Below are 12,342 nucleotides of genomic sequence, written 5' to 3' on the forward strand. Positions count from 1 at the left end.
TGACCCCTACCGGCCGCGTTCGCCCGGCGTGCCCGCGGGGGCCGGCGGCGGCATTGCCACCGGTTCCGCAACGCCCAGCTGATCGAGCATGAAGGCGTAATATTCGGCCCGCGAGCGATATTGTTCGAACCGCCCCGACTTGCCGCCGTGCCCGGCTTCCATGTTGACGCGATAGACCAGCGGATTGGTGTCGGTCTTCAGCGTCCGCAACTTGGCCACATATTTGGTCGGTTCGTAATATTGGACCTGGCTGTCCCACAGGCCGGTGCCGACGAACATCGCCGGATACGCCTGCCGCCTGAGATTATCGTAGGGCGAATAGGACAGCATGTAGTCGTAGAATTTCGGGTCGGCCGGATTGCCCCATTCGTCATATTCGTTGGTCGTCAGCGGGATCGACGCGTCGAGCATCGTCGTCACCACGTCGACGAACGGCACCTGGTTGATGAAAACCCGGTAATCCTGCGGCGCCATGTTGGCGATGCCGCCCATCAACAGGCCGCCCGCGCTGCCGCCCATCGCCGCGACCCGGTTGGGCGCCGCATATTTGTTGGCGACCAGGAAGCGGGTGACGTCGATGAAATCGGTGAAGCTGTTTTTCTTGTTGAGCAGGTGGCCCTGGTCGTACCAGGCGCGGCCCATCTCCTGACCCCCGCGGATATGGGCGATCGCATAGACCAGGCCGCGATCGAGCAATGGCGTGATCGTTGGCGACCAGGCCGGGTCCATCGACGCGCCGTAACTGCCATAGCCATATTGCAGCATCGGCGCGGTGCCGTCGCGCTGGTAACCCTTGCGATAGACCAGGCTGACCGGAACCCGCGTGCCGTCGCGGGCGGTCGCCCACACGCGCTCGGTCGCATAGAGCGACGGGTCGTAGTTCGGCGCCGGGGTGCGCTTCAGCACGGTGCGTGCGCCGGTTAGCGCGTCGACCTCGTAATAGATGCGCGGCGTCGTCAGGGAATCGTAGGTGTAGCGAAGCTTGGTCGTGTCGGTTTCGTAATTGGAACTGATGTCCATCGAATAGGCCGGCTCGTCGGACGCGACCGCGCTGCTGCTGCCGTCGCCCTTCAACAGCCGGACATTCTTGTTGCCGTTCGATCGCTGTTCGATGGCGATGAACCGGTTGAACGGCTTGAACCCTTCGATGAAGACATTGGGATCATGCGCGACCAGATCGGCCCAGGCGTCGCGGCCTGACGCTGCCTGCGCATCGGGCACGGTGACCAGCTTGTAATTGGGCGCGTTGCGGTTGGTGCGAATGATCCAGCGGTCGCCGATATGGTCGGCCGAATAGCGGAATTCGCGTTCGCGCGGCGCGATGACCGCGAACTGGCCCGGCGCGGCCGCGCTGGTGCAACGCTGTTCGTCGCTGACCGTGCTTTGCACGCCGATGCACAGATATTTGTCGTCGCTGGTCCGGCCGACGCCCATGTAGAAGCTGTCGTCCTTTTCCTCGTAGACCAGCGTGTCGGCGGACGCGGGCGTGCCCAGTACATGCGCCTTGACCCGCTTGGACAGCAGCGTCGTCGGGTCCTTTTCGACGTAATAGACCGTGCGGTTGTCGTCGGCCCAGACGAAGTTCGGTTCGACGTTCTGAACCGTGTCGGTCAGCGTCCGGCCGGTCGCCAGGTCCTTGAACTTGAGCACATACTGCCGCCGCCCGACGACATCTTCCGCATAGGCAAGCAATTGGTTGTTGGGGCTGACCACCCATTCGCCGACCGAAAAGAAGCCGTGCCCCTTGGCCATCGCCGGCTGGTCGAGCAGGATTTCCTCGGGCGCGCTGAGGTTGCCGCGCTTGCGCGCAAGGATCGGATAATCGGCGCCGGTTTCAAAGCGCGTGTAATAGAAATAGCCGCGCTCGCGGAACGGGACGGAACTGTCATCCTGCTTAATCCGGCCGATGATCTCCTGGTACAGCCGGTCCTGCAGCGGCTTGGTGTCCGCCAGCATCGCGTCGGCATAGGCGTTCTCGGCTTTCAGATAGGCCAGCATCTTCGGATTTTTGCGACTGTCGTCGCGGAGCCAGTAATAGGGGTCGTTGCGATCCTTGGGGCCCTTCACCGTATAGGGCACGGTTTCGGCCACCGGCGGCACCGGCGCGGCCTGGGCAATGGCGATCGATGGAACGGCGATCGCCGCGGCAGATACCAGCAACACCAACCGACTCATGCGCAATTCTCCCCCTTTTGTGGGCGCCACTGTCGCAAGCCACGGCAGAAAATCCAAGGCCTTGGCTGGCCGCGCTTGCAAGCGCTTGAGAGCGCTGCATAACATCGGCGATGATAGCCCCATTCGCGCTTGCGCTCGCCGCCCTTGCCCAGCAACCCGCCGCGGCCGCCCCGGATGAGATTGAAAACCCGGTCTATTTCGAGCCCGGCGAAACCCGCACCAAAGGGTCCGTCCGAGTGAATGGCCAGGCCATCCGCTACCAGGCGATCGCCGGCACGCTAGTGGTCCATAGCAAGGGCTGGGAAGACACCGATGCCGCCGAAGCGCGCGTCGCCGAAGCCGACAAGAAAAAGGATGACGACGAGGACGAACCGAAGGCCGCGGCGTCAATGTTCTACACCGCCTATTTCCGCGACGGCGCGCCGTCCGCTTCGCGCCCGCTCATGTTCCTGTTCAACGGCGGCCCGGGCTCATCGAGCATCTGGCTGCACATGGGCGCGTTCGGACCGAAGCGCGTCGTCACGTCGGACGCCGGCCATACCCCGCCTGCGCCCTACGGCCTCGTTGAAAATACCGAAAGCCTGCTCGACGCCGCCGACCTCGTCTTCATCGACGCGCCCGGCACCGGGTTCAGCCGCATCGCCGGCAAGGACAAGGAAAAGGCGTTCTTCGGCGTCGACCAGGACATCCATGCCTTCGCCGACTTCATCACCCAGTTCCTGACCAAATACGGCCGCTGGAATTCTCCCAAATATGTGTTCGGCGAAAGCTACGGGACGATGCGCGGCGCGGGGCTGGCGCTGGCGCTGCAGAACCGCGACGTCGACCTGAACGGGCTGATCCTGTTGTCCGACATCCTCAACTGGGACCTGGTCCCCGACGATCCGCAAGTGAACCCGTCCGTCGACCTGCCCTACATCGTGTCGCTGCCGACCTATGCGGCGACCGCCTGGTACCACAACCGGGTCGCCAACCGCCCCGCGCAACTGCGCCCCTTCCTCGACGAGGTCGAAGCTTTCGCCACCGGCGACTATGCGCTCGCGCTGATGAAGGGAAACACGCTGCCCGAAGCGGAGCGGCAGCGGATCGCGCAGCGGCTGTCCGCCTACACCGGCCTCACCGTCCCCTACCTGCTCAAGACCAACCTGCGCATCACCTATGGCGCGTTCCAGAAGGAGCTGATGGCCGACCAGTCGGTCACCACCGGCACGCTCGACACGCGCTATGCTGGCGCGACGCTCGACCCGTTGAGCAAGCTGTCCAGCTACGACCCATCCAGCTCGTCGATCAGCCCGGCCTATGTCGCCGCCTTCAACAGCTACGCGAGGGACACGCTCAATTACCGGCCTGGGATCCAGTTCAAGCCCGGCATCCCGATCTATTCCGATTGGGATTACAAGCACCAGCCGCCGGGCGCGGACAAGCCGCTGATCGCGCTGCCCAACGTGCTGCCCGACCTCGCCGCGGCGATGAAGCAGGACCCCGATCTAAAGGTCATGGTCAACGGCGGCTATTACGACATTTCAACGCCCTATTTCGCCGGCGTCTACGAACTCCGCCACCTGCCCGTCCCGCCAGCGCTACGCGACAACATCGAGTATCATTATTACGAGTCCGGCCACATGGTGTACCTCAACGCCGGCGCGATGGAGGCCATGCACGACAATGTCGCCGGGTTCGTGCGGAGGACGTTGGGCGCGCGGTAATCGGGCCAGCGTCCGACGCCCGCTTTCTACCCCAAGCGGACATTGCTCCATGACCGTAGGCGGCCGAGCAAAGGTATCGAGGGGGCGTCTGTTCCTGTCTGGCATGCGTGCAGCCGCAACGGCCGCTCAGTCTCCGGGTACCGCATCGACGGAAATCCTCGGCATCGACGTGCCTGACGATCTCATTCTTCGTAGACCGTCTCAGCATTTCTTCGTTCGAAGGTCAGGTTGACGCTCCGTTGCGACGCTGGGCGCGTGCGGTGGAGCATTCCGGCGGGAACGGTCAAAAATTGACCAGGACCAACGACGACCTCTCGATCCTTAAACTCAATCACGAGTTCGCCATCGACGCCGAAAAAAGTTTCGTCAGAGTCAGGGTGACAGTGCCAGCGGAACTGCTCCGTCATCACGCTCATGCGGATTTCATGATCGTTCACAGTCCCAAGCGAGACGTTCCGGTAGCGCTCACGGACCAGCCTGCTCAAAGTCAGTGGATCAACTAGATTGGTGGCAGACGGGGGGTCTTGGATCATGGCATTTCAATATTGGCGCGTGCGCTGCGCCGCCAATGAAATTCCCTTCCCGTCGTACAAGGGGAGCTTATGGCTCCGTTGCGGCGCCGGCGGGGGAAGGCATTGGTGGTCAGCGACTGCTTTTCACCCATAGTGGAAGTTGGCGGTCAGGCCCCGGCGACGATCTTCGCCCACTCCTCCTCGCCGATCACCCGCACGCCAAACCTACCGCGCCCGCTCCGACTGGGGCGGCGACTGGTAAGTGGACGGCCGCTTTTGCGCCACCATCGGGAATGTCTCGCCGCCGTGGTACGTCACTGTCCCGCACATATAGTCGCCCTTGCCCGAGACCCTGCCGTCGAACAGCACGTCGCCTTCGCGCGCGCCGACGACCATGTGGATGGCGTTTCCAGTCAGGCTGATCGTGCGGATGACCACCGGCGCGGTCCGCGCGGGGGCAAGCGAGCCGCCATAGTCCGCGCCGACGAAGCCGATCGTCATCAGCCCGAAACTCGGGCTCCCGCGCGGAGTCATCAGGAAGTCCCACTGCCCGTGGAGGTTGGCGGGCTCGCCGCCCACAGCCGCTTCGCCGGCATCGCAGGTCATCGCGATCTGCGGGGCAGGCTTTGACTGGGTGGCCAGCGCAGCCGCCACGACAAGCGTCATCAAGTCCATCATCATCCTGTTTCTTTCTCGAGGGAGACGGCACCGACGATGGGGCCGCGAGGCCCATGGCATCCGCACCGCGCGCCAGATCGACAAGCCCGGATTTCGCCAATACCCTTCGCTTTTTCGCCAACGTGGGAAGCATGCCGGTCACGCATCGCCAACGGCTTCAGCAGCTACGATGGCAGCCATTTGCTGCTGCGCTCGCGGTCGGTCTGGCGCTCGGCTTTGCCGGACCGTTCGGTTCCAACCCCGCTTATCCGACGGTCACGCGCTACGCCTTCTGGCTCGGGCTGACGGCGGCGGGCGCCGTCGCGGCGGTTGCTGCCGGTGCGCTGCTTCCTCCCGGATGGCCGCGCACCCGCGCGCTTCGGATCGCCGCCGTCGCCCTCCTCTCCGCCATTCCAATGACCTTCGTGGTTGCCTGGACCATCACGTTCCTGCGGCCGGGCCGCGTTTTCGCTCCGCACCAATTGCCCAGCCTCTTCGCGGCGGTTGCCGTGATCCAGCTGCTCATCGCCTATGTGCTGGCGATAACCACGCCATCAGCCGTTGGTCGCGCGGCCCCCGAACAAACGGCGCCCGCCAAGTTCCCAGCCGCTCTCCTGCGCAAGCTGCCGCCTGCCATCGGGACCGATGTCATCGCGCTGGAAACCGAAGATCATTATCTGCGAATCCGGACCCCCGCCGGAAGCGCACTTGTCTTGATGCGCATGAGCGATGCGGTGGCGATGATCGACTCCCGCCTCGGCATGCAAGTGCATCGCCGCTGGTGGGTTGCCTATGGCGCGGTCGACGCGATGAGCAGCGTGAATCAGCGGCTCATCGTCCGCCTCGTCGACGGGACACAGGTCCCGGTGGGCCGGACATTCGCCGCGGCGGCCCGGGCGCGGTTCGGTAATCCGCAAGCGATGCAGGATTAGGCGTCCGCTACGATCTTCGCCCAGTCCGCTTCGCCGATCACCCGCACCCCAAGTTCTTCCGCCTTCTTCAGCTTCGATCCCGCGCCGGGTCCGGCCACGACCAGGTCGGTCTTGGCGCTGACCGACCCGGCGGCGCGCGCGCCGAGCCGTTCGGCCTGGGTCTTGGCTTCGTCGCGGCTCATGGTTTCCAGGCTGCCGGTGAAGACGATGGTCTTGCCGGTCCATTCGGTCTGCTTGGCGGAGCTTTCGAAAGGCTTCGGCGACACTTCCGACAGCAGATCATCGAGCGCCTCGCGATTGTGCTCCTCGTGGAAGAAATCGACGAGCGCTTCGGCGACTACCGGTCCCACTCCGTCTACCGCCGACAGTTCGGCCTGCGCGCTCTCCCCGGTCGCCGTCTCGCGCAAATTCTCGATCGTGCCGAAGCAGCGCAATAAGTCCTTGGCGGTGACGATGCCGACGTGGCGGATGCCAAGCCCAAACAGGAAGCGCGCCGGGTCGGGATCGCGCTTGGCCTCGATCGCGGCGAGCAACTTGTCGACGGACACGTCCTTCCACCCTTCCCGCCCGACAAGCTCGTCGCGGTGCGTGCGCAGGCGAAAGATGTCGGCGGGCGAGTGCAGCCAGCCGAGCTCGATGAACTCGGCGATGCTCTTTTCGCCCAGCCCTTCGATGTCGAGCGCGCCGCGGCTGACGAAATGGCGCAGCCGTTCGAACCGTTGCGCGGGGCAGATAAGTCCGCCCGTGCAGCGGACATCGACCTCGCCGTCTTCGCTGACCGCCTCGCTGCCACATTCAGGGCAATGGTCGGGAAAGGCGTAGGCTGCGCGCTTCTCGTCGCGGGTCAAGTTCTCCACCACTTGCGGGATGACGTCGCCGGCGCGCTGAATGCGCACGCGGTCGCCGACGCGAAGGCCCAGCCGCTCGATCTCGTCCCGGTTGTGGAGCGTGACGTTGGCGACCATTACCCCGCCGACGCCGACCGGCTTGAGGCGCCCGACGGGCGTCAGCTTGCCGGTGCGCCCGACCTGGATGTCGATCGCCTCCAGCGTGGTCTCGGCCTTTTCCGCCGGAAACTTGTGCGCCAGCGCCCAGCGCGGCGCGCGCGCGACCTGGCCAAGCCGCGCCTGCCAGTCGAGCCGGTCCACTTTGTAGACCACGCCGTCGATGTCGTAGGGAAGGTCCGCCCGCGCCGTCTCGATCTTGCGATAGTGGGCGAGCATCGCCTCGACGCCGTCGCATTTCACGAACAGGTCAGACACCGGGAAGCCCAGCGCCTTAAGCCGTTCCACCGCCAACAACTGCGTTTCCGCCAGCGGATCTGACACCTCGCCCCAGCCGTGAGCAAAGAAGCGCAGCGGTCGGGCCTCGGTAATCTTGCTGTCCTTCTGCCGCAGCGATCCCGCGGCGGCGTTGCGCGGATTGGCGAAGATCTTGCCGCCGGACGCTTCCTGCCGCTCGTTCAGCGCCGCGAAGTCGGCCTTCGACATGTACACTTCGCCGCGCACCTCGAGCACGTCCGGAGCGCCCGCAATCTCCTGCGGAATATCCGCAATCGTCCGCACATTTGGCGTCACGTCCTCGCCCACGGCCCCGTCCCCGCGCGTGGCGCCGAGCACCAGCCTGCCCTGTTCGTAGCGAAGCGAGCAGCTCAACCCGTCGATCTTGGGCTCGGCGGTCATCGCCACTGCCTCATCCGGGCCAAGGCTAAGGAACCGTCGCACGCGCGCGACGAACTCCGCGACTTCCTCGTTCGAAAAGGCGTTGTCGATGCTCAACATCGGCCGCGCATGCGTGACCTTGGCCAGCGGCCCGGTCGGCACCGCACCCAGCCGCTGCGATGGCGAGTCCGCGCGGATGAGATGCGGGAATCGCTCCTCCAGTTCGCGGTTCTCGCGCACCAGCGCGTCATAGTCCGCGTCCGAAATCTCCGGCGCGTCCCGGTCATGATACAGTCTGTCGTGCTTGGCGATCAGCTTCGCCAGCCGCATCAGCCGGTTGGCTGCCTGCGCCGCATCCAGCTCAGTGGTCATCGCCGCCGAACGATTCCTCCAGCAGGCTGATGAAGGCGGTCCACGACCGCTCCGCCGCCAGCTCATTGTAGCGCACCCCGTCGATCCCGGCCTTGTCCGCATTGGGATTGGTGAAGCCGTGGCCGACGTGGCCGTAAGCGTGGATTTGCCAGTCCGCCCCGGCCTCGGTCAGCTCCCGGCCCAGCGCGACGACCGCTTCCGGCGAAACCATCGGATCGTCCCAGCCGTGAAAGGCAACGACCTTGGCGGCAATCTTTTCCGCCGGCAGGCCCGGCGGGTCGAACAGGCCGTGAAACGCCACCGCCGCGGCAATGTCCGTGCCGCTGCGCGCAACGTCGAGCGCGCATAGCCCGCCGAAGCAGAAACCCGCGACGACGATCTGCCTGCCCTCGACCTGGTCATGCGCGCGCAACTGATCGAGCAGCGCCAGCAGTCGCCGGCGAAGCGCGGCGCGGTCGGACTTCAGCCGGTTCATAACCGCGAAGGCCAGCTCGCGATCGACGCCCGGCTTGAACCGGCGACCGAAGATGTCGGCGACGAAGGCGTTGTAGCCTAGTTCGACCAACTGGCTGGCAAAGCCCAGTTCCAGGTCGGACACGCCCATCACCGTCGGAATCAGCATCACCGCCGGGCGCGCCTGGCTGTCGCGGCGGCCGACGAAGACGCTTTCCAGCCGTTCGCCGTCGAACTCCAGGACGACCGGCGTCTGCTTGCTCATGCCGCCTCCAGCAGCCGCGCAGCCTGCGCTCGCGCTTCCTCGGTGATCGCCGCGCCGGACAGCATCCGCGCAATCTCCTCGCGCCGTTCGTCGTCGGTCAGCTTGCGTACCACCGTCCGCATTCCCGACCCGTCGTCGGATTTCTCGATCCGGTAATGATGCGCTGCCCGCGCCGCGACCTGCGGCGAATGGGTGACGACCAGAACCTGCGAGTCCTGTGCCAGCCGCGCCAGCCGTTCGCCGATCGCGCTGGCCACCGCACCGCCAACGCCGCGGTCGATCTCGTCGAAGATCATCGTCGAGGCGCTGCCCGCTTCCGCCAGCGCCACCTTGAGTGCGAGGATGAAGCGCGACAGCTCGCCGCCCGATGCGATCTTGGTCAGCGGCCCGAACGGCGCGCCGGGGTTGGTCGACACTTCGAATTCGACCTTGTCGGTCCCCGCCGGCCCCGGCTCCGCGACCGCGACCGCGGTGCGGAACTGCGCGGCGTCGAGCTTCAGCGGGGCAAGCTCGCTCGCCACCGCCTTGTCCAGCCGAACCGCCGCCGCCCGCCGCTTTACGCCGGCCGCTTGAGCCAAATCGGCGAAGGCCAGCCGCGCCGCCTCGAGCTCCGCGTCCAGCGCGGCAATCCGTGTGCCGCCGGCCTCGATCTCCGCCAGCTGCGCGCGCATCCGCTCGCCCAGTTCGGCCAGCACGTCGGGCTCCACCCGGTGCTTGCGCGCAAGCCCGCGGATATCGAACAATCGTGCCTCGACCGCGTCCAGCCGCGCGGGGTCGAAGGCCATTGCCTGGGTCGCGTGGGCGATCTTGTCCTCGGCATCGTGGGCTTCGATCAGCGCACGGTCGAGCGCCGCCAGCGCGTCGGCCAGCAACGGGTGATCGGCCGCCCCGCGCTCGATCCGGCGCGCAGCCTGGCGCAGCCGCGACAGGGCGCCGTCGGACCCGCCGAGCAGCTCGTCGATCCCGGCCAGCTCCTCACCCGCCTTCGCGCCCGACTGCATCGCCGACCGTTCGTCGGCCAGCGTCGTTTCCTCGCCCGGTTGCGGGTCGAGCGCTTCGATCTCGCCGACCGCGTGGCTCAGATAGTCGCGGTCGCGCTCGGCCTCCGCGGCCGCTGCCCGGGCCGCCGCCAATTGCTGTTCGATGTCGGTGACCCGTGACCACGCCGCTTCCAGCGGGCCGGTGTCGATACCGCCGAACAGGTCGAGCAAGGCGCGATGGCCGCGCGGATTGAGCAGGCCGCGATCGTCATGCTGGCCGTGGATTTCGACCAGCATTCCGGCGATCTCGCGCAGCGTAGCGGCGGGCGCGGAAGCGCTGCCGACGAAGGCGCGGCTGCCGCCGTCGCTCTTCAGCGTTCGGCGCAACAGCAACGGTTCGCCGGGGTCGCACGCCATCCCCTGTTCGTCGAGCAGAGCGAAGGCGGGGTGGCGCCCGGGAAGGTCGATTTCCGCGGTGACCGAAGCGCCCTCCTGCCCCTGGCGCACAAGGCCGCTGTCGGCGCGGGCACCAAGGGCCAGGCCGAGGGAATCGAGCAGGATGGATTTGCCGGCGCCGGTTTCGCCGGTCAGCACGCCCAACCCCGAATCGAATTCAAGGTCGAGGCTGTCGATCAGGACGACGTTGCGGATCGCGAGCTGCCTCAGCATCCCGCGGCTGCCCTCACCCCTGCGGCTGGGTCTGCGGCTGCGGGGCCAGCTCGTCGGGCTCCTGCGGCGGCATCGGGGCCGGCTGCGTCGGCGGCAACGCCTGTACCTGCGGCGCGGGCGCCGGCGCCGGTGCGGGGGCCGCGGCCGGCTGAACGTTGGACGCGTGCCGCTGGATCAGCTTGTAGGCGCGATCGTACCATTCGCTGCCCGGATAGTTGGAGCCGAGGACGGCTGCCGACTTGTAGGCTTCCGCGGGGATACCGAGCGCAAGGTAGGTTTCGACCAGGCGCTGGAGCGCTTCGGGCGTGTGGCTGGTGGTCTGGTAGTTGGCGACGACCTTGCGGAACCGCAGGTTGGCGGCAAGCCACTTGCCCGACCGCTCGTAATAGCGGCCGATTTCCATTTCCTTGCCGGCAAGGTGGTCGTTCAGAAGGTCCATCTTCAGCCGCGCGTCGGACGTGTAGCGGCTGGTCGGATAGCGCCGGGTCAGTTCGCCGAACGCGTCGAGCGCCTGCTGCGTCGTGCGCTGGTCGCGGGTGACGTCGGTGATCTGCTCGTAATAGCTCATGCCGATCAGATAGTGGGCGTAGGGCGCGTCACGGCTGCCGGTATGGATCGTCAGGTAGCGCTGCGCGGTGCTGATCGCGTCGGAATATTTGTTCGAGATGTAATAGCTGAAGGCGCTCATCAGCTGCGCCTTGCGGGCCCAGGGCGAATAGGGGTGCTGGCGCTCGACCTCGGCGAACAGCTTGCCCGCCATCTCATAGTCGCCCTTTTCCAGGTTCTTCTTGCCCAGGTCGTAGAGCGTGTTCACGTCGCGCGCGACGTAACCCACGTCGTTGGCGTTCTTTTTCCCGCCGCAACCGGCCAGCGGTGCGATCAATGCGGCGGCAAGCACGGTTGCCGCAATGCGTGTCAATTTGGACATCTGACCCTCATTAGCGCCGCCTTCCCGGCAGGCAAGCCGAAGTGGGCGAGCGATGCACAACCTCGGCTGAACGGCCCCTCAGGCCGGCTGCTGCCCCGGCGTGTCCGGCTCGGCCTTGACGAAGCTGTCGGGAGTGACCCCCAGCCACACCAGGATCGGCGACGAAATATAGATGGACGAATAGGTGCCGACGAAAATGCCGAGGAACACCGCGATCACCAGGCCGAAGATCACTTCCGGCCCGATCGCCAGCAGGATGCCGAGGGCAAGCAGGATGGTCAGCGACGTGACCATCGTCCGCGCCAGCGTTTCGTTGAGCGACAGGTTGAGCAGCGGGACGATCGCCATCTTGCGGTATTTCCGCAGGTTTTCGCGTATTCGGTCATAGATGACGACGGTGTCGTTGAGCGAATAGCCGACGATGGTCAGGACCGCCGCGACGACGTTCAGGTCGACCTGCAACTGGGTCAGCGCGAAAAAGCCCATGGTCATCGATACGTCATGGGCAAGCGTCACCAGCGCCCCGACCCCGAATTGCCATTCGAAGCGGAACCAGATGTAGATGGCGATGGCCACCATCGCGAGGCCGATGGCCAGACCGCCGCTCCACGCCAGCTCCTCGCTGACCTTGCCCGACACCGATTCGCCGGCATCGACGCGAACGCCGGGATAGCTGCGCTCGATCAGCGCGCGGGTGGCGCTGACGGCCTTGTTGGCCGCATCCTCGCCGCCGTCCGGCTTGGGCAGGCGAATTTGATAGCTCTTGGGGCCGCCGAATTCCTGGATGCTCGCCTCGCCGATGTTGAGCGATTCCACGCGGCCGCGCAGTTCCTCGACATTGATCGGCTGTTCGAAGGTAACCCGGACGACCTGGCCGCCGACGAAGTCGATGCCCAGGTTCAATCCGCGCGCCATGACCAGCGCGATGCTCGCGATGGTCAGCAGGAACGACAGCACCAGCGCGATATTGCGCACCTTCATGAAGTCGATGTTGGTGTTGTCGGGGACGAGTTTCAGATGACGCATGGCTGG

Annotated in this window: 10 protein-coding genes; 2 read left to right on the plus strand and 8 right to left on the minus strand. The window is 65.7% G+C overall.

What is annotated here, in order from left to right:
- Nucleotides 1-6: 6 nt before the first annotated feature.
- The gene (locus H8M03_RS05940; protein WP_187480810.1) at nt 7-2,175 is read right to left on the minus strand and encodes a S9 family peptidase; all 2,169 of its coding nucleotides are present in this window, start codon (nt 2,173-2,175) and stop codon (nt 7-9) included.
- A gap of 110 nt (nt 2,176-2,285) precedes the next feature.
- On the opposite strand from H8M03_RS05940, the gene H8M03_RS05945 reads away from it, so the two are divergent.
- Nucleotides 2,286-3,881 carry a S10 family peptidase gene (locus H8M03_RS05945; RefSeq protein ID WP_187480811.1) on the plus strand — a complete coding sequence of 532 codons (1,596 nt, stop codon included), beginning with the start codon at nt 2,286-2,288 and terminating at the stop codon, nt 3,879-3,881.
- 182 nt (nt 3,882-4,063) lie between these two features.
- Here H8M03_RS05945 and H8M03_RS05950 read toward each other — a convergent pair whose 3' ends face one another.
- Nucleotides 4,064-4,414, minus strand: coding sequence for a cupin domain-containing protein (locus H8M03_RS05950; RefSeq protein WP_187480812.1), 351 nt, complete (start codon nt 4,412-4,414; stop codon nt 4,064-4,066).
- Nucleotides 4,415-4,618: 204 nt separating this feature from the next.
- On the minus strand, nt 4,619-5,074 hold the full coding sequence (locus tag H8M03_RS05955) for a hypothetical protein (RefSeq protein ID WP_187480813.1): 456 nt from the start codon (nt 5,072-5,074) through the stop codon (nt 4,619-4,621).
- Nucleotides 5,075-5,202: 128 nt separating this feature from the next.
- Between H8M03_RS05955 and H8M03_RS05960 the strand changes: the two genes are divergently transcribed.
- Nucleotides 5,203-5,982: a LytTR family DNA-binding domain-containing protein gene (locus H8M03_RS05960; RefSeq protein WP_187480814.1), complete on the plus strand. Its 780-nt coding sequence runs from the start codon at nt 5,203-5,205 to the stop codon at nt 5,980-5,982.
- On the opposite strand, the gene ligA is transcribed toward H8M03_RS05960, so the two are convergent.
- The 5 genes from ligA to secF form a co-directional block, all read right to left on the minus strand.
- Complete coding sequence (gene ligA / locus H8M03_RS05965) at nt 5,979-8,015, minus strand: NAD-dependent DNA ligase LigA (protein WP_187480815.1); 2,037 nt, start codon at nt 8,013-8,015, stop codon at nt 5,979-5,981. The genes H8M03_RS05960 and ligA overlap by 4 nt on opposite strands.
- Nucleotides 8,005-8,733 carry a dienelactone hydrolase family protein gene (locus H8M03_RS05970; protein WP_187480816.1) on the minus strand — a complete coding sequence of 243 codons (729 nt, stop codon included), beginning with the start codon at nt 8,731-8,733 and terminating at the stop codon, nt 8,005-8,007. The genes ligA and H8M03_RS05970 overlap by 11 nt, the downstream gene beginning before the upstream one ends.
- Nucleotides 8,730-10,382 carry a DNA repair protein RecN gene (recN, locus tag H8M03_RS05975; protein ID WP_187480817.1) on the minus strand — a complete coding sequence of 551 codons (1,653 nt, stop codon included), beginning with the start codon at nt 10,380-10,382 and terminating at the stop codon, nt 8,730-8,732. The genes H8M03_RS05970 and recN overlap by 4 nt, the downstream gene beginning before the upstream one ends.
- A gap of 13 nt (nt 10,383-10,395) precedes the next feature.
- The gene (locus H8M03_RS05980) at nt 10,396-11,310 is read right to left on the minus strand and encodes an outer membrane protein assembly factor BamD (RefSeq protein ID WP_187480818.1); all 915 of its coding nucleotides are present in this window, start codon (nt 11,308-11,310) and stop codon (nt 10,396-10,398) included.
- Between the two features lie 78 nt (nt 11,311-11,388).
- Entirely contained in the window at nt 11,389-12,336 is a 948-nt protein-coding gene (gene secF / locus H8M03_RS05985) for a protein translocase subunit SecF (RefSeq protein WP_187480819.1), read from the minus strand.
- Nucleotides 12,337-12,342 lie beyond the last annotated feature (6 nt).

The organism is Sphingomonas sabuli, from assembly GCF_014352855.1.
Lineage (GTDB): Bacteria > Pseudomonadota > Alphaproteobacteria > Sphingomonadales > Sphingomonadaceae > Sphingomicrobium > Sphingomicrobium sabuli.